We start from the raw sequence: 20,840 nt of genomic DNA, 5'->3' as shown, positions 1-20,840 counted from the left end.
GTGTTGTCCCTTCTAGAGTTTGGCGATCGATGCACGGAGGTGACCAAGAATTCCCGACGCTGACGTCGGTGCCGGCCGCGGTCCCGGTTCGTCGGCCGAAGCGTTGGCCGCCCCGGCGTGGACGAACGCAGCCATCGCGGCAGCCTCGCCAGGGGGCCGTCCGGCCGCCAGCAGCGCGCCGATGACACCGGACAACACATCCCCGGAGCCTGCCGTGGCCGCCCAGGACTGGCCTGCCGGATTGAGGTAGGTCTCACCCGAAGGCTCGGCGACGACGGTGACGTTGCCCTTCAGTAGGACGGTCGCGCCGAAGTGCGCGGCGAGCTTGCGGGTAGCGGCGACCCGATCCGCTCCTGGCGGATGACCTGCGAGCCGGGCGAACTCGCCTGCGTGCGGCGTCAGTACGGTCGGCGCCTTGCGGCCCGCCAGTAGGTCGGGATGCGCGGCGAGGATGGTCAGCGCGTCCGCATCCACGACGACCGGGAGATCGGTACCGAGCGCGAACCACAGTGCGGCGGCACCGGATTCGTCCGTGCCGAGCCCTGGCCCCACGACCCAGGCTTGCACCCGGCCTGCTGCGGCGGCGCTCGGCGCGGCCACCACCTCCGGCCAGTGGTCGACGACGTGGTCGGCGGCGCTCCCCGCGTAGCGGACCATGCCCGAGGTGGCCGCCACCGCGGCGCCCGTGCACAGGATGGCCGCGCCGGGGTAGGTCACCGAGCCGGCGAGCACACCGGTGACGCCCTGGGTGTACTTGTCGTCGCGAGGTCCCGGGACGGGCCAGTTGGCGGCGACGTCGGCGGCCTCGAACGCCGCGACGTCGGTGGGCGGCAGGTCCAGTCCGATGTCGACCAACTCGACGACGCCACAATCACCAAGGGCGTGAACGGGTTTGAGCCCGCCGAAGGTAACGGTCAAGGCGGCGTGCACGTGCGGACCGTCGGCCGCCCCGGTCTGGACGTCGAGACCGCTCGGTATGTCAACGGCCACCACGCGCGTACCACGTTCGTCGATGGCGGCGAAAAGTTTGGCCGCCGCAGGACGCAACGGCCCCGAGCCCGAAATGCCGACGACGCCGTCGATCACCAGATCGGTTGCCGCAGGGACGCTTTCCACGATGCGGCCACCAGCACGCGTGAACCCGGCCAACGCCGCACCGTGGGTGCGGTCCGGGCTGAGCAGCAGCGCCGTCGTCGCGACACCACGCCCGCGCAGGAACGCCGCGGCCCACAGCGCGTCACCGCCGTTGTCTCCGGAACCGACGATCGCGCACACGCTCCGGCCAAAGCAGCCGCCGGTGTCAGTGCTCAATTTCCTGGCGATCGCGACTGACAGGCCGTACGCGGCCCGACGCATCAGTGCCCCTTCGGGCAGGCTCTGCAGCAGCGGCGCCTCGGCCGCGCGAATCGCGTCGGCGGTGTAGTAGTGCCGCATCGGCCCTAGGTTACGTCGTCACCCTTGAGGTCTGGGGCCGGATGAGCGCCCCGGCGAGGGATGTCAGGTAATGGGCGCGCGGCTTCCGCCAGACCTGACGGCGCTCGTACGGCCAGGCGTAGACGGGCGCTCCGTTGCGGACGAGTCCAAGCAGACGCGGCTCGTCGAGCGCATCCGCGGCGGAGGCATACAGCGCGTCGAGACGCGGCCCGATCACCGCATAGTCCAGCAGCCGGCCCAGCGGATTCTCGAGGCCTATGAGCGCCTCGACGGTCGGCGTCTCGATCGGGTAGTCGGCGGGCACGACATTCGCGATCGCCAGGAATGCGCCAGCCATCCTGGCCCTCGGATGGCCGATGAGTCGGCTGAGGAACGACAGCCGACCCAGGGCCAGGCCGCCGTCAGACACCAACGCCTGGGCGTAGAGCACACGCAGGAGCACGACGTTCATGACGAACCGCTCGACAGGCAGCTCGGCCGCTGCGAGCTCCTGTTGCGCCAGATAACCGGCGACGATGCTGGCGTTGTGGGCGCGGTACCACGACGTGGCCGACGGCGCCTCGAAGAACTCGACCCACCGCGCGACGCTCGGCCGCGACGCTTCCCCGCTGCCGCGTCGCATGAGGATGCCCGCCTCGCACGTGTCGCGGAGCAGCCGTTCGTTGACCGCCCGCCACCACGCACTGCCCGGACGGTCGTCGAGCGGCGAGTTGAGCACGCCGCGACTGTCCTGCCAACGCATGAAGGCGACGATCGCGCTGGCGTAGGGCCGATACCGCGCCGAGCCCGCATACGCATCGGCCGCGAACCGTATTCGGGCCGCCGGGTCGTCGCGCACCTCGGCGACCAACCGCTCGGCATGCTCGGCGGCCGGGTGCCCAATGACGACGGTATTCATCGGCCCGAGGGCGCCAGCGCGTCGGCCTTGGCATTCGGCCGCAGCAGACGAGCTTTGACGACGGCCCATCCGGCGGTTCGTCGATTCGACATTTCCGGTTCCTCTCAATCGATGTAAATGTCTTTAACATACTCCGAATGTTAAAGTCGTCAACATGTCAACGGCGAAGAAGGCGCGCGCCAGCTACCACCACGGGGATCTCAAACGGGCGCTCACCGAAGCGGCACTGGCCCTGGTCACCGAAAAGGGCCCGAAGGGCTTCACCTTGAGCGAGGCCGCCCGGCGCGCGGGCGTCAGCCTCGCGGCGCCCTACCGCCACTTCGCAGACAAGGCCGACTTGCTCGCATCCGTCGCGGAGCAGGGCTTCCTCGAGCTAACCGAGGCCAGTGCGGCCGCCGGCCATGGCATCTCGGACCCACGCGCCAGGCTTACCGAACTCAGCCGTGCCTACGTGCGCTGGGCCGTCGCACATCCGGATTACTACCAGGTGATGTTCGGCGCCGAGACGAAGGACAAGGCGGATCACCCCGGCCTGCTGACAGCAGGCGCTCAAGCATTCGACACCCTGCTCGGGGTGATCAACGAGGGCATTGAGGCTGGGCTGCTGCACGGCGACGATCCGCTCAAGCTCGCGGGCACGATGTGGTCGATGGTGCACGGCATCGCTGCGCTCGCCATCGGCGGCGACCTCCACCACGTGGGCATCGACGAAGACCCGGAACACCTTGCCGAGCAAGCGACGAACGACCTACTGGACGGCCTCGCTCGCACCTGACGTCCGGTGGTAGTGGCGGCGCGCCTTCATCCGGTTCCCGCAGCCGCTCATCGAGCACCAGCGCCCCGTCCCTCCGCGGCTGCGGTCGAGCAGAAAGAGTCGGCACTCCTCGTTCGCGCACGGGCGCAGGCGGCCTGGCGCCTCGGCTTCGACGGCGCCCCAGGCCAAGACCACCCGGGCGGCCCAGTCGGCATCGGCCAGCGACCACGTGAGGCCGTCAGCGGCGATGTGGGGCACTTGGCGGACACCGGTGAGGTAGGCGGCCAATTCCTCGGGAGCGGACTCGCCCCAGACGACCCGCTGAAGCGCGTCCCGCACCTGCCGGACGACGTCGAGGTCATCGGACCGGTCGCCGCCGTGGGCCCGCAACCAGGAGCGCGCGGCCGGGGCGTCGGCCAGCAGGTCGATCGCGGCACCGTCGACCACCGGCGTGGTGTTCAGCAAGGCGACCAGCACCGCCTGCCAGTCCGTGGGTTTCACACTAACCATCATAGCTCACTTGACAGGTTAGACCGAATGGTTGTTGAATCACTTCTAACCCTATTAGGAATTTATGGAGGTTAGTCATGGCCACTCACCATCGCTTCGCCGAGATCGCGGGCCGTCGCATCTTCTACCGCGAGGCCGGCCCGTCGGACGCACCCGCAATCGTGCTGCTCCACGGCACCCCGGCCAGTTCGCACATGTACCGCAACCTGATCCCCGCCCTCGCCGACCGCTATCACGTGATCGCCCCGGACTACGTCGGGTTCGGGCACTCCGACGCGCCGAGCACCGACGAATTCGAGTACACGTTCGACGCACTGGCCGACCACGTCGACGGACTTCTCGATCACCTTGGACTGCAGCACTATTCGCTGTACGTTCAGGACTACGGCGCGCCGGTGGGATGGCGACTGGCGCTGCGGCACCCCGACCGGATCACCGCCATCGTCACGCAGAACGGCAACGCCTACGTGGAGGGCTTCGTCGGCGATGCCATGGAACCGCTGTTCGCCTACGGCCGGGACCGCTCGGAGGCCAACGCGAAGGTCCTGCGCGACCTCATTAGCATCGACGGGCTGAAATGGCAGTACACGCATGGCGTTTCGGACCCGACCGTGGTCGATCCGGATGCCTGGGTCAACGCCCACGCCGCGGTGGCGAGCAGCGAGGCGGCCATCCAGATTCAACTGGCGCTGTTCGCCGACTACATCACCAACGTCGACCTGTACCCACGGGTGCACGAGTACTTCCGGAGCTCGCAGATTCCGGTGCTCGCGGTCTGGGGCCGCAACGACGAGATCTTCGGCCCCGCAGGTGCGCTGGCGTTCACCGGCGACCTGCCAAAGGCCGAGATCAATCTGCTCGACGGTGGCCACTTCCTCCTGGAGAGCCGGCTGGATGCGGTCGTCGCGCTGATCCGGCCCTTCCTGGCCGAGCACGCCGGCTAGCGCGCGGTCAGCAGCATGCACCCGGCGATCGGTCCGCCACCGGCTGCGGCGAGGGCCACCTCGGGGCGCCGCGCAAGCTGCCGATCACCGGCCTGACCGCGCAGTTGCAGACAGGCCTCGTGCACCAGCCAGTACCCATGCATGCGCCCGGCGGAAAGCTGGCCGCCGTACGTGTTCAGCGGCAGCTCCCCGTCGAGGGCAATTCGCGTTGCACCCTCGACGAACGGGCCCGCTTCTCCAGTTCCGCACAACCCGAGCGCCTCGAGCCACGCGAACGTCAGATAGGTGAAGCCGTCGTAGATTTCGGCCACCTGGACGTCAGCGGGGGTGAGGTCGGTCCGCGACCACATCTGCGCCGCGGCCTCGGTCGAGGCCATGTTGGGAAAGTCGTCGCGGTGAAACCAGCCCCCCGAGCCGTACGCCCCACCGATCGCCTCGACATTGATCGGACGGTTCGGACAGTCGGATGAGTAGTCGGCGCGCGAGACCACCAGTGCGATGGAGCCGTCGACTGGCACGTCGCAGTCGTAAAGGCTCAGCGGCGTGGACACCGGGCGCGACGACAAATAGTCGTCCATCGTCATCGGATCCCGGTACGCAGCAAGTGGATTGAGGCCAGCGTTGCGCCTGCTGTTGATAGCCAACCAGCCCAACTGCTCCTTGGTGGTGCCGTAGAGCTCCATGTGGCGGCGACAATGCATCGCCACCCAGTTGGACGCGGAGTATGCGTGCGCGGCCAGCAGTTCACCGATGTCACCGATGGACCCGAGCTTGCGTCGCGTACCAGACACGTGTGGCTCGACGGGAGGATTCGTCAACACGTTGGGTTCCATCGGCGCGCCGCCGCCGAGCATCGAACCGCCCAGCATCTGCACGGTCCGGTAGACCAGCACGTGCCGCGCCCGGCCCTCCGCGACGGCAAGCATGGCCGACATGACCGGGGAGATGACCCCGCCGGTGTCGAACCCGGAACTCTGGTTGGCCGCCTCGATGCCAAGCCCGGCCGTCACCTCGGCCCGCGGCACATCCCCCAACGTCGCGATCCCGTCGATGTCCGACAGGTTGAGCCCGGCGTCGGCGATGGCGTCGCGGGCGGCGTCCAGCGTCAACTCCAGGCCGGGGATGCCCGTCCGGCGCCCGATCCGGGATATCCCGAGACCGCTGATGATCGCGTCTTTTTCAAAGTTGGCCACCGGCACCGTCCGCTCAGTTTCATTGTTATTTTAGTTAGTATTGCGAGCCAATTGAATGTACGTTAGCCGTCATGCCAGGTGATGCGCAGACGGATGCGCCAGGGCGGATCATTCCCGAACGCCAGGAACACAATCGAGCGTTCTGGACCGGGGGCGCCAACGCCGAACTGTTGATCCAACGCTGTACGGGGTGTGCGCTATGGGCGAGCCCGCCGACGTCCTGTTGTCCGGATTGTGGCGGCGAGTTGGTGGCCGAGCCGGTGTCGGGCCGCGGAGAAGTCTTCACCTACACCGTCAACTACCACCCCTTCAATCCGATGGTTCCGCCTCCATACGTCATCGCTATCGTGCAGTTGGAGGAGCAAGAGGACCTGCGGATCGCCGCGAACATCGTTGACTGCGAGCCGGATTCGGTGCACATCGGCATGCCTGTCCAGGTCGCATTCGAGCGCCAGGACGTCGACGACGAGAGCGTCTACGTGCCGGTGTTCGCGCCCTCCGCAAGCTAGCCCGCGAGCGCCCCTGGGCCCGAAAGCATAGGGAAACACCCGATTTGTCGAATCGTCTCCCGCCATATTCTTGACGTCGACAACTAGGGGGACTCGACGATGAAACAAACGGTGATCCGCGCCTCGATGGCGACAGTGAGCGCGATAGGCCTGCTCAGCATGCCAGTGATGGCACATGCCATGCCGCCGCTTCCGCTCGCGCCGCAGTGCGACGGGATATGGGGATTCGACGGAGAATCAGTCATCTTCGAACCCGACACAGGCTGGTCTGTGACCTTCTTCTCGAACGGCAAGCTGGCGACGGGCGATGCTACCGCCAGCAACAACCGGGGCGAATCCAAGACCGGCAGCGTGCGAGGCGGAATCACGGATGATGGCCGCCGCTACAACGTCTCCGTCGATTACGACAACGGTCAGCACCAGCTGTACTCGGGCCGGGTGAGCCGCGATGGAGTGGTGACCGGCGCGACCAACAACGGCATTACCCTCGAAAGCGGAAAAGCCTTCACCCAGCGGTTGGTCTGCCTGCCGGCGTAGCCGCGCTATTCGACGGTGACGGACTTGGCGAGGTTGCGCGGCTTGTCGACGTCGTAGCCGCGCGCCTGCGCGACACCGGCGGCGAATACCTGCAGCGGAATGGTGGACAGCAGCGGCTGGAAAAGCGTTGACACCGCAGGGATTTCGATCAGGTGATCGGCGTAGGGCCGAACGGTGTCGTCACCTTCCTCCGCGATGACGATGGTGACCGCGCCGCGCGCCTGAATCTCGCGGATGTTGCTCAGCAGCTTGGAGTGCAGCATGGCCGCGTTCTTGGGCGACGGCATCACGACGATGACGGGCAGGCCGTCTTCGATCAACGCGATGGGCCCGTGCTTGAGCTCACCCGCCGCGAAGCCCTCGGCGTGCATGTACGCCAGTTCCTTCAGCTTGAGCGCGCCCTCAAGCGCCACCGGATAACCGACGTGACGACCGAGGAACAGGATCGTCGGTGACGCGGCGAACCGATGGGCCAATTTGGTGACGGGCTCCATGCAGGCCAGCACCCTCGCGACGAGATCGGGCATCCCCTCGAGCTCCTGATACTCCCGCTCCACCTCGTCGGGGTACTTGGTGCCACGGGCCTGCGCCAACGCCAGGCCGACGAGATAGTTGGCGGTGACCTGCGCCAGGAACGTCTTGGTGGATGCGACGCCGATCTCCGGCCCCGCCCGGGTGTAGAGCACCGCGTCGCATTCCCGAGGAATCTGCGACCCGTTGGTATTGCAGATCGCCAGCACCTTGGCCTTCTGCTCCTTGGCGTGCCGGACCGCCTCAAGGGTGTCGGCGGTTTCGCCGGACTGCGAGATGGCGATCACCAGCGTGCTGCGGTCGAGCACGGGGTCGCGGTAGCGGAACTCGCTGGCGAGCTCGACCTCCACCGGCAACCGGGTCCAGTGCTCGATGGCGTACTTGGCCAGCAGCCCGGAGTGGTAGGCGGTGCCGCACGCGACGATGAAGACCTTGTCGATCTCGCGCAATTCTTGATCGCTCAGCCGTTGTTCATCGAGCACGATGCGGCCGTCGACGAAATGCCCGAGCAGGGTGTCGGCGACGGCAGCGGGCTGCTCGGCGATCTCCTTGAGCATGAAGTACTCGTAGCCGCCCTTTTCGGCGGCGGACATGTCCCAGTCGATGTGAAACTGCCGGTATTCGACGTCGGGATTGCCGTGGAAGTCGGTGACCCGGAAACCGTCGGCAGTGATCACGACGGCCTGGTCCTGACCTAGTTCGACGGCCTCGCGGGTGTACTCGATGAACGCCGCGACGTCGGAGCCCAGGAACATCTCCCCGTCGCCGACGCCAATCACCAGCGGAGTGGAGCGGCGGGCCGCCACGATGGTGCCGGGATCGTCGGCGTTGGCGAACACCAGCGTGAAATGGCCTTCCAGCCGCGGCAGCACGGCCATCACGGAGCCGACGAAGTCGCCTGCGGTAGGGCCGTGGTGGTACTGCCAGGACACCAGGTGCACGGCGACCTCGGTGTCGGTATCGCTGGCGAACTCAACCCCGGTGGCCTCGAGTTCGACGCGCAGCGCCGCGAAGTTCTCGATGATGCCGTTGTGGACCACCGCGAGCTTGCCCGAGGCGTCGCGGTGCGGATGCGCGTTGCGGTCGGTGGGCCTGCCGTGAGTCGCCCAACGGGTGTGGCCCATGCCCGCGTTGCCTGCGAGCTCGTCACCGCCGACCTCGTCGAGCGCTGATTCCAGGTTGGCGAGGCGTCCTGCACGCCGTCGGACGGTCAGCCCGCCGTTGCCGTCGAGCAGTGCGATGCCCGACGAGTCGTATCCGCGGTACTCCATCCGACGCAGCGCGTCGACGACGATGCCGCGGGCAGGACGCTGCCCGACGTAGCCGACGATTCCACACACGGATACCTAGGGTAGTGCAGGCGTCGCCTCCGAGCCCTGTCGTGATCATTCCCCGGTCGCTACGCTCCTGCCCGCCGTGACCGCGCAGCAACCTCCCCAAGCAACGCCACGCCCGCCAGCGCCTGCCGAGCCGACACGTCAACCCGCGGACGGGCAGGTGGCGGGAAGGCGCAACTTCATCCAGGGAACGTAGCCCCGGGGTGGTGAACGGCGGGGTGAGATAAGTTCAACGGGTGGCCGGGACGAAGAAGCTCTTCGCTGCATTGACCCGACGAGGCCCGCATCGCGTATTGCGCGGTGACCTGGCCTTTGCCGGACTGCCGGGTGTCGTCTACACGCCCGAGTCCGGGATGAACCTGGCTGGGGTGGCGTTCGGCCACGACTGGCTGGCGGGCGCCGATCGCTATCACGGAACCCTTGAGCACCTTGCGTCCTGGGGCATCGTCGCGGCCGCGCCAAATACCGAGACCGGGGTCGCGCCGTCCGTGCTCAACCTGGCGTTCGACTTGGGCACCACTCTCGACATCGTGGCAGGGGTGCGACTGGGCACCGGCAAGATCAGCGTGCACCCCACGAAGCTGGGTGTCGTCGGCCATGGTTTCGGCGGATCGGCGGCCGTGTTCGCCGCGGCGGGCATGCCGGCCAAGCTGAAGGCCGCTGTTGCGCTCTTCCCGTCCGTCACGCAACCGCCCGCCGAAGAGCCCGCCAAGGGGCTCCGGGTGCCTGGACTGATTGTCGTCGCTCCGGACGACCCCTCCAGCATCACGTCCAATGCGACGGCGCTGTCGACCGCTTGGCGGAGCGCGACGGTGCGCACCGTGGCCAAGGCCGAGCGCGGTGGGATGGTCGAGGGCTTCCGACTCACGCGCGTGGTCGGGCTACCTGGCGCCGACCGTCGCACGCAGAAAACCGTCCGCGCGCTGCTGACGGGCTACCTCTTGCACACCCTGACCGGCGACAAGGCCTACAAAGAGTTCAGCGACCCCGAGGCCTCGTTGCCCAAGACGGTCGCTCCGGATCCCGACGCACTGCCGCTCTCCCCGGAAGACAAGGTGGTCGCGCTGTTGAAGCGCTAGCCACATTATGCCAACCAACCGGTTGGGTGTATAAAACACCTGTGACCTCTATGCGCACTGGAATCTTTCTCAGCTACGCGGGCGACTTCCGCGAGGCCGCCGATCAAGTCGTCGAGTTCGAGAAGATCGGTGTCGACATCGCACTGGTCGCCGAGGCCTACTCATTCGATGCGATCAGCCAACTCGGCTACCTGGCCGCGAAGACCTCCACCATCGAGCTCGGTTCCGGCGTGGTGCCCATCTACGTGCGTACCCCGACGCTCCTCGCGATGACGGCGGCGGGGCTCGACTACGTCTCGGACGGCCGATTCCGGTTGGGCATCGGCACTTCGGGACCTCAGGTGATGGAGGGCTTCCACGGCGTTCCCTTCGACGCACCGATGGGTCGCACCCGCGAGGTCGTGGACATCTGCCGTCAGGTGTGGCGCCGCGAAAACGTCGCCTACGACGGCAAGCACTACCAGATTCCGCTGCCAGCCGACCGCGGCACCGGACTTGGCAAACCGTTGCATCTAATCAATCATCCAGTGCGCGAACGTATTCCGATCACGATCGCGGCCCTCGGCCCCAAGAACGTCGAACTGACCGCCGAAATAGCCGAAGGTTGGCAGCCGGTGTTCTTCTACCCGGAGAAGGCCGACTCGGTATGGGGCGACGCACTCCGGTCGGGCTTCGCCAAGCGGGCCCCAGAACTCGGTCCACTGGATGTGATGGTCTCGGCCAGCCTGGCGATCGGCGATGACGTCGAAGAAAGGCTCGCGTGGGCGAAACCTCAACTGGCGCTGTACATCGGTGGCATGGGAGCGCGGGGCAAGAACTTCTATCACAACCTGGCCACCAACTACGGCTTCGGCGAGGTCGCCAACCAGATCCAGGACCTGTATCTGGCAGGCAAGAAGGCCGAAGCCATCGCAGCCGTGCCCGACGAGCTGGTCCGGCACACGAACCTGATCGGCCCGCGCGGCTTCGTCAAGGAGCGGCTTGCGGCGTACGCCGAGGCCGGGGTCACCACGCTGCTGGTGCATCCGCTGGCGGGCGAAACCGCCGAACAGGTCCGCTACGTCGAGGAATTGGTGGCGCTGACGGCGTGATGCACGCCTCATTGTTCGGACATTGTCCGATCGTCCGATAGACTGGCGTCAGCGGCATCGTCTGTTCTGCCTTTTGCCGCCTCTCGATCGTCAACCGAGCGCCGCGGGAACACCCGCGCCGGGCAGGACGACCTTTCAACTTTCGGAGTTTTCACCTTGTCTGTCCCCATGCCAATTTCTGAACCCATTGGCAACACCATGCCCACCTTCGCCGACCTCGGCTTGCCCGCGGCCGTCGTTGCCGCCCTCGCCGCCACCGGCATCGAGAGCGCCTTCCCCATTCAGGCTGCGACACTGCCGGATTCACTGGCAGGGCGCGACGTCCTGGGCCGCGGCCGCACCGGCTCCGGCAAGACCTACGCCTTCCTGCTGCCCGTCGTGGCGCGGCTCGCGAATAGCTCCACCCCCCGCCGAGCCGGACGTCCGCGTGCACTGATCCTCGCCCCGACCCGCGAGCTCGTCGCACAGATCGATGCGGCGCTGGCACCACTGGCCAAGGCCATGGACCTGCGGTCGGTCACCATCTTCGGCGGGGTCAGCCCCGGACCGCAGATCAGCAAGCTGCGTGAGGGTGTCGACATCGTCATCGCCTGCCCCGGCCGGCTCGAGGACCACGTGCAGTCCCGCCACGCCGACCTGTCCGCGGTGGAGATCACCGTGCTCGACGAGGCCGACCACATGGCCGATCTCGGCTTCCTTCCGCCGGTCAAGCGCCTGCTGGACAAGACCCCGAGCAATGGCCAGCGAATGCTGTTCTCCGCCACCCTCGATGGTGGTGTGGACGTGCTGATCAAGCGTTACCTGCACCAGCCGATCGTGCACAGCGTCGATTCGGAGCAGTCGCCGGTATCGGCGATGGTGCACCACGTGCTCCACGTCGACAACGCCGCACGCATCGAGGTGCTGACCGACCTCGCGGCCTCCCCCGGCCGCACCATCGTCTTCGCCCGCACCAAGCACGGCGCGAAAGGCATTGCCCGCAAGCTGAACTCGCGCGGTGTAGCCGCAGTCGAGTTGCACGGCAACCTGTCTCAAAATGCCCGCACGCGCAATCTCGCGGCGTTCTCCGACGGTTCGGCGGGCGTACTCGTCGCCACCGACATCGCGGCCCGCGGCATCCACGTCGATGACGTCAACCTGGTGGTGCACGCCGACCCGCCCGTGGAACACAAGGCGTATCTGCACCGTTCGGGTCGCACCGCGCGCGCCGGGGCCGAGGGCACCGTCGTGACCCTGATGATCGACTCCCAGGTGTCCGACGTTCGCACCCTGACCCGCAAGGCCGGCGTCAAGCCCACGATCACCCGCTTCAGCGGTGCCTCGCACCCGGTGCTGCAGGAGATCGCACCGGGCGAGCGCGACTTCAGCGGACCGATCATCCTTGAGACGCCTGCATCGCAGGCACCTGCCCGGCAGGGCGGCGGCCAGGGTGGTGGCGCCCGTCGCCGCGGCGGATCGGGACGCAATCACCAAGGGGCGGCCAATCCCCGCTCGGGCAACGGATCACGCGGCAACCGCTCGCGAGGCGGAGAACCGCGCTCGTACACGACCACGTCGGCACCGTCACGCGGCTCGCGCAGCCGCTAACAGTCCAACTGGCTAATCCGGATGGCCCGGCGAGCAGGGACCCCCTGCTCGCCGGGCCATCCGGCTTCAGACCGATCAGCTCACCGCGGCGGGCACGGAGCCAGCGGCAGACACGGTCCGGGTCCTGGCGGCAATAGCCCGGGTCCCGGAGGCAGGCCAGGGCCGGGTCCTGGCGGCGGCAGGCCAGGGCCAGGTCCTCCCGGGCCGCATGGCGCCCCGGGAGGGCATGGCGGTGGCGGCGCTGCGCTGGCCACTCCGGTGACGAAACCCGTTGCCGTGAACGCGATGCCGCCACTCAGTGCAACGGCTGCGATTCGCCGACGGAGCGCGACGCGTGATCGCGAGTCCATTCATCAACTCCTTTCGATGCTGCCGACGTATTCCGTCGACCGCACCACCCTGACACGGGTCCCGATTAAGCGCGTCCAGAAACCTGCGGTATCCGCTTATCGGTGTGTTAGCGAATTCGTATGCTCTTCCTGTGGGGCCCAAGGGAATTAGCGATTCTCGGGATGCCCGCTCGGTGACACGCCTACGCAAATGCGGCCATTCATAGCTCACGCATAAAGAATGCACAGACGATCGCTAATCGCTACGACCACCATGGGTCAGTGCGACATGCAGACAACGAGCTCGGGTCGGCAATCAACACCGCCCCGATCCGGATGACGCGGCCGGACGGTAACCCCATCGAGGTCCTCGTCGTCGACGACGAGCCTGCGCTTGGCGAGCTGGTATCGATGGTGCTGCGTTACGAAGGCTGGAAGGTGGCGACCGCCGCCAACGGCGCGACCGCAATCGAGAAGGCCAGTGCGAGCACGCCAGACGTGGTCGTGCTGGACGTGATGTTGCCTGACATGAGCGGACTGCAGGTGCTCGCGGAGCTTCACGCCATCAGGCCCGAACTGCCGATACTCTTGCTCACCGCGAAGGACACGCTCGAGGACCGCATCGCGGGTCTGTCCGCCGGCGGCGACGACTACGTCACCAAACCGTTCAGCGTCGAGGAGATGGTCCTCCGGCTACGCGCACTGCTGCGCCGAACCGGCTGCGGCATCGTTTCCAGCAGTGCGCAACTCGTCGTCGGGGATTTGGTGCTGGACGAGGACAGCCACGAGGTCAGGCGAGGCGGCGTTGACGTCCAGCTGACGGCGACCGAGTACGAAGTGCTGCGGTACCTGATGCACAACCCCCGACGCGTGCTTACGAAATCCCAGATCCTGCACCAGGTATGGGACTACGACTTTGATGGTCGATCGAACGTGGTCGAGCTCTTCATCTCCTACCTGCGTAAGAAGATCGACGTTGGACGCGATCCCATGATTCACACGGTCCGCGGGGTTGGCTATGTCCTCAAAGCGCAGTGAGCGCGCCGGGATAGCTGCATCGACTCAATCGACCCGAACGGCGCGATTGATCCGCCCATTTGCCTGGTCTTTACGGACCCGCCTGGTATGCGTCGTCGCCGTGCTTGGGCTTGGGCTCTGCATCGCCGTGGGGTTTGGGACCTTGATTGCGTTGCGGCACTTCCTCATTAGACAAGTAGACGAGCAACTCGCCGAAGCGCAGTCGCGCTCTACCACGTTCTTCGAACTCGGGCCTCCGCCGTTCGTACGGTTCGCCGGTCCTGGACCGATCTTTCTCGATGGCCCCGGGCAATCGGCGGGCACGGTCGGAGCGGTAGTGACCGACGACGACGGGGTGACGGAGGCGGCGGTCATCGCGGCGAGCGGGGATCGCCAAGCACTAACGCCCGCGGCGATGGCTCAACTCGCCGACGTCGCGCCGGGCCACGTTGTCAGCGTGCGTTTGAACGGCGTGGGCGAATACCGACTCGTCGCCGGGCACACGGCAGGGCGCCCCGAACTCGTCGTTACCGGGTTGCCGCTAGCTGGGGTCAACGACACCCTGACGTCGGCAGCCTGGATCATCGGCGGGTTCTCGCTGGCCGCCCTTGCGCTCGCTGTATCCGCGGGGATCATCGTCATCCGGCGCGAACTCAGCCCACTGAACCGTATGTCGTTGGCAGCACAACACGTCGCAGGACTGCCCCTGCATGAGGGCGAGGTTCGACTGCCTACACCGCTTGAACCCATTGATCCGATGACGTCCCACACCGAGGTCGGTCGGCTCGGCCTCGCCTTCAACCACATGGTGGACCGCGTCGCCGAGGCGCTAACGGTACGTCACGCAAGCGAGACCAGGGTGCGCCAGTTCGTCGCCGACGCGAGCCATGAGCTGCGGACACCGCTCGCGTCGATCCAGGGTTATACCGAAGTAGCCCGCAGACTCGTGAACAGCATTGCCGACGAACAGGCCAACGGTGATCGCGACGACCTGGTCTACGCCTTGGGCCGGGTTCACGCCGAGTCGCGGCGGATGGTTCGGCTCGTCGAGGACATGTTGCTCCTCGCCCGGCTCGACGAAGGACGCCCGCTGGATCGCGAACAAGTCGACATCTCCAGACTCGTCGTCGACGCGGTCAGCGACGCTCATATTTCAGGCCGAGAACACCGTTGGCCCTTGGAAATTCCCGATGAGCCGCTCTTCGTCCTCGGTGATCGGCTACGCCTGCAACAAGCCCTGGGCAACCTCTTGTCGAACGCCCGCATTCACACCTCTCCAGGCACTCGTATCGTCACGTCGTTGCGACCCGGGTCCGACGGTTCAGTCATCATCACGGTCAACGATGACGGGCCCGGCATCCCCGACGAGCTGTTGTCAGAAATCTTCGAACGGTTCGCCCGCGGCGACGGTTCACGGTCCCGCACGGCAGGCAGTACCGGTCTGGGGCTGGCCATTACGCGTGCCGTGATCATTGCCCACGATGGAACCATCGACGTCGCGAGTTGCCCTGGGTCCACGTCGTTCACCGTGCGATTGCCCAGGGTCGTGGACGTGAGTGAGCTACTGCCCGAGGGCGAGTCACCGCTTCAATCACTCCCCCACCTGGGGTAGCTCGTCGGCAGCGATCTCACACGGGGTCTTCGGCTCGGGCAGGACCTCGAGGTCCGGGGGCGGGATCGGGCCAGGCTCCGCGAGAACCGGCGCGGGAGATGGCTCCGGCGGCGGTGGTTCTGTCGGACCGTCGGCCTCGTCCGGTACGTCCGTCGCGGATTCGACTGCCGCGTCGGCAGGTTCGGCTTCCGCAGGTTCCTCGGCGTCGGGATCCTTGGCAGGCTCCTCCTCGTCGGACGCGTCGTCGCTTTCGTCATCGGGTTCCTGTACGTCTGGCGAATCGAGTTCAGGTAGTTCGGGCGTTGCGTCAGCGGAAGCTCCGACGAGGCCGCCGATGAGATCGGACAGCTGCTGCCCGATCCCGGACAGCCCCATCCCGCCGAGACCGGACGCGCCGCCGAGACCGGGCACACCACCACCGAGGTCACCGGGCGGCGCTGCCCCAGTGGACGAAATCGGTTGCGGCTGCGGCTCGGGCATGAAGGGCGCTGGCGGCGCCAGTCCCGTACCGGGAGCCGGCGCAGGCATCGCAACGGCCGCGGGCACCACACCCGCCGACGCGCCAACGGGTGATGGCAGCGGATCGCGAACCGATGCGGCGATCGCCCCGCTGGCGGTAGCCGGGGATTGTTCGAGCGGCGCGACCCACTCCGGCCCCAACGCACCGGGGACCTCGAAGATCGGCTGCGTACCCGCACCCATCCGGGCGACCGCGGTGTCGTAGGCCGCCGAGACGGACGCCGAGCCCGCACGCATCGCCTCCAGCCAGTCCGCGCGAATATCGTTGGCCACGAACGGTTCAACCTGCTGATCGATGAGCTCACTGGCCACGGAGCGGTCCCCCGGACCGGTCGCCACGGTGCGAGCGGCGGCCAACCAGGTAGCGCGTTGAGCGACGACCCGTTCGTCGATGGCCAGCGTCGCGGCGACCTTGGCGTCGACGGCCTTCCACAGCTCGTCACGGAGCGCGACGAGCGCCCCGGCCGCCTCGCGCACCGCCGCCGCGGCGGTCGCCGCCGCCTGATGATGACGCAGCAGGAAGTCCAGTGCCGCTGCCGCGCCTGGGCCTGCCCAAGCGCCCGTGAGCGCCGCGATCAGGTCGGCGTGTTGGCGTACCGCATCGTCCGCCAGCGCAGCAGCGGCGGCGACCGCTTCGGCATCCGTATCCAGCGCGCTGAGGTTCAACCCCTCTTCGGCCGCGTATTGCTCAGCCAGCCGCGCCAACTCGGGGTGCTGATGCCCCAGCTGCTGGCACGCCTGCACGTACTCGGCGAAGTCGTCGACGGCCGACCGGCCCTCGGCGAGCCTGCCGTCGACGTCGTACTCGGCAGCCATCGTCAGCCCAACCGGGCCGCGCCGCGCGCCTCGGCCGTCACGTAACCGTCCGCGGAAGCCCTTAGACAGCAGGCGATCTCGATGCATGCCCTGGCCCAGGTGCGCATGTCGTCGCCGAGCTGGTCGATCGCGCCGCGCACGTCCGCTCCGCGGGCCACATACGACCGGCCCGCCGCTGAACCGCCGAACCTCAAGGTGGTCAGATGTGTGCGCGCGGCGTGGTCCACGAGCACCGCGACGTCGTCGCACCTCCCTGCGGCGGCCAGCACGGCACCGATATCGACGTTCGCACGTTGTCCCATGAAGTTAGGACGCGCCAGCCGCTCGGCTGGTTCCCCTCGGATCAGTCCTGAGCGCTGACGGATTCGGCGACCCGCGCCGCCACGATTCGCGCGGTGTCTTCGTCGGCGGCCTCCACCATGACGCGGACCACCTGTTCGGTTCCCGAGGGTCGCAGCAGGATTCGGCCGGTGTCGCCGAGTTCGGCCTCGGCCTGTGCCACCGCGGTGCGGACGTCGGGTGCCTCGGCGACGGTGGCCTTGTCGGACACGGCCACGTTGATCAGCACCTGCGGCAGGGTCTGCATCGGTTGGGCCAGTGCGGCCAACGTCATCCCCGTCTGCGCCATCCGCGACATCAGCCGCAACCCGGTGACGATGCCGTCGCCCGTCGTCCCGAATGCTGGCATCACGATGTGGCCGGACTGTTCGCCGCCAAGCGAGTACTCACCCGCCCGCAGTTCCTCGAGCACGTAGCGGTCGCCGACGCTGGTGATACGCAACTCGATGCCCGCCGAGCGCATCGCCAGGTGCAGGCCCAGATTGCTCATCACCGTCGCGACCAGGGTGTTGGATGCGAGTTCACCGGCGTCGCGCATGGCCAGCGCAAGCACCACCATGATCGCGTCGCCGTCGATGACCTGACCGGTGGCGTCCACGGCGAGGCAGCGGTCGGCATCGCCGTCGTGGGCCAGACCGAGGTCCGCGCTGTGCGCGACGACCGCCTTCTGCAGAACGTCCAGGTGGGTGGAACCACACCGTTCGTTGATGTTGAGCCCGTTGGGTTCGGCGTTGATCGCGATGACGTTCGCGCCTGCGGCCCGGTAGGCCTGCGGTGCGGCCGTGGACGCGGCACCGTGTGCGCAGTCGACGACGACGGTCAACCCGCGCGCCGGCGTGGTGACGGTCGACGCAGCGTGACGCAGATAGCGCTCGAGCGCGTCCGGCGCGTCGACCACTCGCCCGATGCCTGCACCGACCGGCCGGACGCCGGGTCCGCCGCCGACGAGTTCCTCGATGCGGTCCTCGGTCGCGTCATCCAGCTTGTGGCCGCCAGGGCCGAAGATCTTGATGCCGTTGTCCGGCATGGGATTGTGCGACGCCGAGATCATGACACCGAACTCGGCGTCATAGGCACCGGTGAGGTAGGCCACCGCAGGGGTCGGCAGTACGCCGACGCGCAACGCGTCGACGCCCTCACTCGTCAAGCCAGCGATGACGGCGGCTTCGAGCATTTCGCCACTGGCCCGCGGATCACGGCCCACGACGGCCACCCGACGAGCGTGGTGCGACGTGCCGAGCCGTGCAGCCGCCGAGCCCAACGCCAACGCCAGCTCGGCGGTCAGCTCGCGATTGGCAACGCCGCGGACGCCGTCGGTACCGAAGAGTCGACCCATGGAAAGCGCAGTCTCCTAAAACCAGCACGAGCAGTGCGCGTCCGGACGCAATTGGTCCTGGTCGCGCACTGCTCGTGGCCAAACAGCGATGTGCAGATCAGCGCTTGCTGTACTGAGGCGCCTTGCGGGCCTTCTTGAGGCCGTACTTCTTGCGCTCGATGGCACGCGGGTCACGCGTGAGGAAGCCGGCCTTCTTCAGCGGCGGCCGGTCCTCGGGCTGCACGATGATCAGCGCCCTGGCGATGGCCAGGCGCAGTGCGCCGGCCTGGCCGGAGGGGCCGCCGCCATCGAGGTGGGCGAAGATGTCGACCGAGTCGAGGCGATCGACGAGCACCAGCGGAGCCTTGATCAGCTGCTGGTGCACCTTGTTCGGGAAGTAGGCCTCCAACGAGCGGCCGTCCAACTCGAACTTGCCGGTGCCGGGGGTCAGGCGCACTCGCACCACGGCCTCCTTGCGGCGGCCGACGGTCTGGACCGGGCGGTCGAGGACGATGGGCTCGCGCGCAGGAGCGGCTGGGGCCTCGGCGACCTCTTCGACGGCTTCGACCACGGGGGCCTCGGCTTCAGGTGCCTCAGTGGCCTCAGGGGCTTCGGTCTCGGCGGCGTCGGTCTCAACGACCTCGACGACCTCGGTCTCTTCGATGGGATCGGTCACTGTGCTACCTGCTTGATCTCGAACGGAACCGGCTGCTGCGCGGTGTGTGGGTGCTCAGGCCCGACGTAGACCTTGAGCTTCTTCTGCACCTCACGGCTCAGCTTGTTGTGCGGGAGCATGCCGACGATCGCGTTCTCGACGACCTTGTCGGCGTGCTTGGCCAACTCGTTGCCGAGTGCGCGGGCACGCAAACCACCGGGGAAACCCGAGTGGCGGTAGAGGAACTTCTTGGTGAGCTTGTCGCCGCTGATGGCGACCTTCTCGGCGTTGATGACGATGACGAAATCGCCGCCGTCGACATTGGGCGTGAATGTCGGCTTGTGCTTGCCGCGCAGCAACTTGGCTGCTTCAACGGCGAGCCGGCCGAGCACCACGTCGGTGGCGTCGATGACGTACCACGTGCGTGTGGTGTCACCCGCCTTCGGCGTGTACGTAGGCACAGCGTTACCTCTTCTTTTCTCGGGTGATCCCCGGGATGCTCCCGGGCTGCCGGTCAGGCGGGTGTGGCTGAGGTGGGCTCGGCGACCGACGTAGACCCGAGCACCCCGTGCGTCCGAAGACATACCGCACGCCAACGAGGCAGCTTACCGGTGAGCGTCATCGCAGGTCAAAACGCTCATCCAGATCGCGGGCCGACGGCCGCGCTGGCCCTCGAATTCGCTTCCGGTGCTGGTCGACGCCCTTCCGCTGTGCGCACCGATGGTGGTGACGCTTCTCGCTGTCATGGTGACACTGCCGCAGGCGGTCAATCCACACTTTTCTTACGGCCCCGTTAATTTAAGTTAAGGTCTCCCCGACAACCAACTGCAAGGGGATTCCATGGTCCGCACGACACTGACAGCTGCCGCTCTCTTAGTAGGGCTAGGCATCATCGCTGCGCCTACCGCGCTCGCCGAGTCAGGGCCGTACAAGAACTGCACCGCCGCGCATAACGACGGTCGCTACAACATTCCGCAGGGCGACTCGGACTATAAAGCCAGCCAGGATCGCGACGGTGACGGCGTGGCCTGCGAGGGCTAACCGCTCAGGCCAGCATCCGGCAGCGGAACTTGGGCCGCTGAGAAATACTGTGCGGTCCCGCTTGGCTCTCCCTTCCGAGCGGGACCGCACAGGGTCTGGGTGTCTGGGTCGGGGCCGCTTCTAGCCCCATGCCCCTGCGGCGCGACGATCGGTGTCCGCGACGTCCTCCGCACCGTCGCGGACGGCGTTGCCGAGCCTGAACAGGATGTCGTTCAGCGCCGCCGCCGACTGGTCCCACCGCGACTGCTCGATGCGGTATGCCTCGGCCGCCTGTCGCGTCCACATGGCCTGCAACGGAGCTATCTGCGCCCGCAAGTCATCCAGCGCAGCGTTGAACCGGGCCGATGTGGCGTGAATCTCCTGACGGACGGTGTGTTCGATCGCACCGAAGTCATATGACAGAACCGGATCCATGAGAACTCCATTCGGGTTGGCGGACAGTTGTTTACAGCGAATGGGAGGTAGCGGAGATGGTGTGCGAATGTGCCTCTGCGACCTCGCGCAGCGTGCGCTCGTTGAGCCTGATGGTGTCCGCGATCCGCTGCAACGACGCGTACAACCTCGTCGACTCGGCGTCCCAGCGGTCGGCCACCTCCCGGAACCGTGCAGCGGCCACGCCACCCCAGACCGAAGCAGGCACGGTCGTCATCTGGCCGATGAATGCGCGGAGCATGGCGCGCACCTCGTCGTTGCGGGTGTCGATTCCGCCTGCCACCGCGGTCATCAGCCCGAAGTCAGTGTTCAGTGCGCCGCTCGCAGGTGTCGTCATCGCGTTCCCCTCCCCGTTTCTGTG

General features: G+C 67.1%; 22 protein-coding genes. 10 read left to right on the top strand and 12 right to left on the bottom strand.

Annotated features, from left to right (window positions below; all coding sequences use genetic code 11):
* Positions 1 to 12: 12 nt before the first annotated feature.
* Together SLQ30_RS08260 and SLQ30_RS08255 are read right to left on the bottom strand one after the other, a co-directional pair.
* A complete protein-coding gene (locus tag SLQ30_RS08260) occupies positions 13 to 1,434 on the bottom strand; it encodes an NAD(P)H-hydrate dehydratase (RefSeq protein WP_319445773.1) in 1,422 nt (473 codons plus the stop codon).
* A gap of 10 nt (positions 1,435 to 1,444) precedes the next feature.
* Positions 1,445 to 2,332, bottom strand: a complete 888-nt coding sequence (locus tag SLQ30_RS08255) for a hypothetical protein (protein ID WP_319445772.1) — start codon at positions 2,330 to 2,332, stop codon at positions 1,445 to 1,447.
* Between the two features lie 154 nt (positions 2,333 to 2,486).
* On the opposite strand from SLQ30_RS08255, the gene SLQ30_RS08250 reads away from it, so the two are divergent.
* Positions 2,487 to 3,107: a TetR/AcrR family transcriptional regulator gene (locus SLQ30_RS08250; protein ID WP_319445771.1), complete on the top strand. Its 621-nt coding sequence runs from the start codon at positions 2,487 to 2,489 to the stop codon at positions 3,105 to 3,107.
* Here the strand turns inward: SLQ30_RS08250 and SLQ30_RS08245 are convergent.
* Positions 3,081 to 3,596, bottom strand: coding sequence for a CGNR zinc finger domain-containing protein (locus SLQ30_RS08245; RefSeq protein WP_319445770.1), 516 nt, complete (start codon positions 3,594 to 3,596; stop codon positions 3,081 to 3,083). The two genes, SLQ30_RS08250 and SLQ30_RS08245, sit on opposite strands and share 27 nt — an antisense overlap.
* 77 nt (positions 3,597 to 3,673) lie before the next feature.
* On the opposite strand from SLQ30_RS08245, the gene SLQ30_RS08240 reads away from it, so the two are divergent.
* Positions 3,674 to 4,540, top strand: coding sequence for an alpha/beta fold hydrolase (locus tag SLQ30_RS08240; RefSeq protein WP_319445769.1), 867 nt, complete (start codon positions 3,674 to 3,676; stop codon positions 4,538 to 4,540).
* On the opposite strand, the gene SLQ30_RS08235 is transcribed toward SLQ30_RS08240, so the two are convergent.
* The gene (locus tag SLQ30_RS08235; RefSeq protein WP_319445768.1) at positions 4,537 to 5,733 is read right to left on the bottom strand and encodes a thiolase family protein; all 1,197 of its coding nucleotides are present in this window, start codon (positions 5,731 to 5,733) and stop codon (positions 4,537 to 4,539) included. The genes SLQ30_RS08240 and SLQ30_RS08235 overlap by 4 nt on opposite strands.
* 71 nt (positions 5,734 to 5,804) lie before the next feature.
* Between SLQ30_RS08235 and SLQ30_RS08230 the strand changes: the two genes are divergently transcribed.
* Both SLQ30_RS08230 and SLQ30_RS08225 read left to right on the top strand, forming a co-directional pair.
* The gene (locus SLQ30_RS08230) at positions 5,805 to 6,242 is read left to right on the top strand and encodes a Zn-ribbon domain-containing OB-fold protein (protein WP_319445767.1); all 438 of its coding nucleotides are present in this window, start codon (positions 5,805 to 5,807) and stop codon (positions 6,240 to 6,242) included.
* A gap of 99 nt (positions 6,243 to 6,341) precedes the next feature.
* Positions 6,342 to 6,779 carry a hypothetical protein gene (locus SLQ30_RS08225; RefSeq protein WP_319445766.1) on the top strand — a complete coding sequence of 146 codons (438 nt, stop codon included), beginning with the start codon at positions 6,342 to 6,344 and terminating at the stop codon, positions 6,777 to 6,779.
* A 5-nt stretch (positions 6,780 to 6,784) separates the two neighbouring features.
* On the opposite strand, the gene glmS is transcribed toward SLQ30_RS08225, so the two are convergent.
* The gene (gene glmS, locus SLQ30_RS08220; RefSeq protein ID WP_319445765.1) at positions 6,785 to 8,650 is read right to left on the bottom strand and encodes a glutamine--fructose-6-phosphate transaminase (isomerizing); all 1,866 of its coding nucleotides are present in this window, start codon (positions 8,648 to 8,650) and stop codon (positions 6,785 to 6,787) included.
* A 233-nt stretch (positions 8,651 to 8,883) separates the two neighbouring features.
* Between glmS and SLQ30_RS08215 the strand changes: the two genes are divergently transcribed.
* The 5 genes from SLQ30_RS08215 to SLQ30_RS08195 all read left to right on the top strand — a co-directional run bounded on the left by SLQ30_RS08215 (position 8,884) and on the right by SLQ30_RS08195 (position 15,362).
* On the top strand, positions 8,884 to 9,726 hold the full coding sequence (locus SLQ30_RS08215) for a dienelactone hydrolase family protein (protein WP_319445764.1): 843 nt from the start codon (positions 8,884 to 8,886) through the stop codon (positions 9,724 to 9,726).
* 50 nt (positions 9,727 to 9,776) lie between these two features.
* Positions 9,777 to 10,817, top strand: a complete 1,041-nt coding sequence (locus SLQ30_RS08210; protein ID WP_319446077.1) for an LLM class F420-dependent oxidoreductase — start codon at positions 9,777 to 9,779, stop codon at positions 10,815 to 10,817.
* A gap of 198 nt (positions 10,818 to 11,015) precedes the next feature.
* Entirely contained in the window at positions 11,016 to 12,404 is a 1,389-nt protein-coding gene (locus SLQ30_RS08205) for a DEAD/DEAH box helicase (protein WP_319446076.1), read from the top strand.
* A gap of 665 nt (positions 12,405 to 13,069) precedes the next feature.
* Entirely contained in the window at positions 13,070 to 13,771 is a 702-nt protein-coding gene (locus SLQ30_RS08200) for a response regulator transcription factor (RefSeq protein WP_319446075.1), read from the top strand.
* A gap of 142 nt (positions 13,772 to 13,913) precedes the next feature.
* On the top strand, positions 13,914 to 15,362 hold the full coding sequence (locus SLQ30_RS08195; RefSeq protein WP_319445763.1) for a sensor histidine kinase: 1,449 nt from the start codon (positions 13,914 to 13,916) through the stop codon (positions 15,360 to 15,362).
* Here SLQ30_RS08195 and SLQ30_RS08190 read toward each other — a convergent pair.
* The 5 genes from SLQ30_RS08190 to rplM all read right to left on the bottom strand — a co-directional run bounded on the left by SLQ30_RS08190 (position 15,342) and on the right by rplM (position 19,467).
* The gene (locus tag SLQ30_RS08190) at positions 15,342 to 16,697 is read right to left on the bottom strand and encodes a hypothetical protein (RefSeq protein WP_319445762.1); all 1,356 of its coding nucleotides are present in this window, start codon (positions 16,695 to 16,697) and stop codon (positions 15,342 to 15,344) included. The two genes, SLQ30_RS08195 and SLQ30_RS08190, sit on opposite strands and share 21 nt — an antisense overlap.
* Before the next feature lie 2 nt (positions 16,698 to 16,699).
* Complete coding sequence (locus SLQ30_RS08185; RefSeq protein ID WP_319445761.1) at positions 16,700 to 16,999, bottom strand: type VII secretion target; 300 nt, start codon at positions 16,997 to 16,999, stop codon at positions 16,700 to 16,702.
* A gap of 41 nt (positions 17,000 to 17,040) precedes the next feature.
* Complete coding sequence (gene glmM / locus SLQ30_RS08180) at positions 17,041 to 18,372, bottom strand: phosphoglucosamine mutase (protein ID WP_319445760.1); 1,332 nt, start codon at positions 18,370 to 18,372, stop codon at positions 17,041 to 17,043.
* A 97-nt stretch (positions 18,373 to 18,469) separates the two neighbouring features.
* Positions 18,470 to 18,922 carry a 30S ribosomal protein S9 gene (rpsI, locus tag SLQ30_RS08175; protein ID WP_319446074.1) on the bottom strand — a complete coding sequence of 151 codons (453 nt, stop codon included), beginning with the start codon at positions 18,920 to 18,922 and terminating at the stop codon, positions 18,470 to 18,472.
* Positions 18,923 to 19,023: 101 nt separating this feature from the next.
* On the bottom strand, positions 19,024 to 19,467 hold the full coding sequence (gene rplM / locus SLQ30_RS08170; protein WP_319445759.1) for a 50S ribosomal protein L13: 444 nt from the start codon (positions 19,465 to 19,467) through the stop codon (positions 19,024 to 19,026).
* A gap of 379 nt (positions 19,468 to 19,846) precedes the next feature.
* Between rplM and SLQ30_RS08165 the strand changes: the two genes are divergently transcribed.
* The gene (locus tag SLQ30_RS08165) at positions 19,847 to 20,047 is read left to right on the top strand and encodes an excalibur calcium-binding domain-containing protein (protein ID WP_319445758.1); all 201 of its coding nucleotides are present in this window, start codon (positions 19,847 to 19,849) and stop codon (positions 20,045 to 20,047) included.
* A gap of 120 nt (positions 20,048 to 20,167) precedes the next feature.
* Here SLQ30_RS08165 and SLQ30_RS08160 read toward each other — a convergent pair whose 3' ends face one another.
* Positions 20,168 to 20,461, bottom strand: coding sequence for a WXG100 family type VII secretion target (locus tag SLQ30_RS08160; RefSeq protein ID WP_319445757.1), 294 nt, complete (start codon positions 20,459 to 20,461; stop codon positions 20,168 to 20,170).
* A 31-nt stretch (positions 20,462 to 20,492) separates the two neighbouring features.
* On the bottom strand, positions 20,493 to 20,816 hold the full coding sequence (locus SLQ30_RS08155; protein ID WP_319445756.1) for a WXG100 family type VII secretion target: 324 nt from the start codon (positions 20,814 to 20,816) through the stop codon (positions 20,493 to 20,495).
* Between the last annotated feature and the right edge of the window lie 24 nt (positions 20,817 to 20,840).

The sequence above is a fragment of the Mycobacterium sp. RTGN4 genome, from assembly GCF_033804635.1.
GTDB lineage: Bacteria > Actinomycetota > Actinomycetes > Mycobacteriales > Mycobacteriaceae > Mycobacterium.
This window is presented reverse-complemented; position numbering and strand designations above follow the sequence as displayed.

Coding starts and splice junctions, on each gene's coding strand:
- SLQ30_RS08190 (WP_319445762.1), bottom strand. CDS start 16,697: ATGGCTGCCGAGTACGACGTCGACGGCAGGCTCGCCGAGGGCCGGTCG.
- glmM (WP_319445760.1), bottom strand. CDS start 18,372: ATGGGTCGACTCTTCGGTACCGACGGCGTCCGCGGCGTTGCCAATCGC.
- SLQ30_RS08210 (WP_319446077.1), top strand. CDS start 9,777: ATGCGCACTGGAATCTTTCTCAGCTACGCGGGCGACTTCCGCGAGGCC.
- SLQ30_RS08225 (WP_319445766.1), top strand. CDS start 6,342: ATGAAACAAACGGTGATCCGCGCCTCGATGGCGACAGTGAGCGCGATA.
- SLQ30_RS08255 (WP_319445772.1), bottom strand. CDS start 2,332: ATGAATACCGTCGTCATTGGGCACCCGGCCGCCGAGCATGCCGAGCGG.
- SLQ30_RS08200 (WP_319446075.1), top strand. CDS start 13,070: ATGACGCGGCCGGACGGTAACCCCATCGAGGTCCTCGTCGTCGACGAC.
- SLQ30_RS08185 (WP_319445761.1), bottom strand. CDS start 16,999: ATGGGACAACGTGCGAACGTCGATATCGGTGCCGTGCTGGCCGCCGCA.
- SLQ30_RS08245 (WP_319445770.1), bottom strand. CDS start 3,596: ATGGTTAGTGTGAAACCCACGGACTGGCAGGCGGTGCTGGTCGCCTTG.
- SLQ30_RS08160 (WP_319445757.1), bottom strand. CDS start 20,461: ATGGATCCGGTTCTGTCATATGACTTCGGTGCGATCGAACACACCGTC.
- SLQ30_RS08165 (WP_319445758.1), top strand. CDS start 19,847: ATGGTCCGCACGACACTGACAGCTGCCGCTCTCTTAGTAGGGCTAGGC.
- SLQ30_RS08240 (WP_319445769.1), top strand. CDS start 3,674: ATGGCCACTCACCATCGCTTCGCCGAGATCGCGGGCCGTCGCATCTTC.
- SLQ30_RS08205 (WP_319446076.1), top strand. CDS start 11,016: ATGCCCACCTTCGCCGACCTCGGCTTGCCCGCGGCCGTCGTTGCCGCC.
- SLQ30_RS08155 (WP_319445756.1), bottom strand. CDS start 20,816: ATGACGACACCTGCGAGCGGCGCACTGAACACTGACTTCGGGCTGATG.
- SLQ30_RS08230 (WP_319445767.1), top strand. CDS start 5,805: ATGCCAGGTGATGCGCAGACGGATGCGCCAGGGCGGATCATTCCCGAA.
- SLQ30_RS08250 (WP_319445771.1), top strand. CDS start 2,487: ATGTCAACGGCGAAGAAGGCGCGCGCCAGCTACCACCACGGGGATCTC.
- SLQ30_RS08260 (WP_319445773.1), bottom strand. CDS start 1,434: ATGCGGCACTACTACACCGCCGACGCGATTCGCGCGGCCGAGGCGCCG.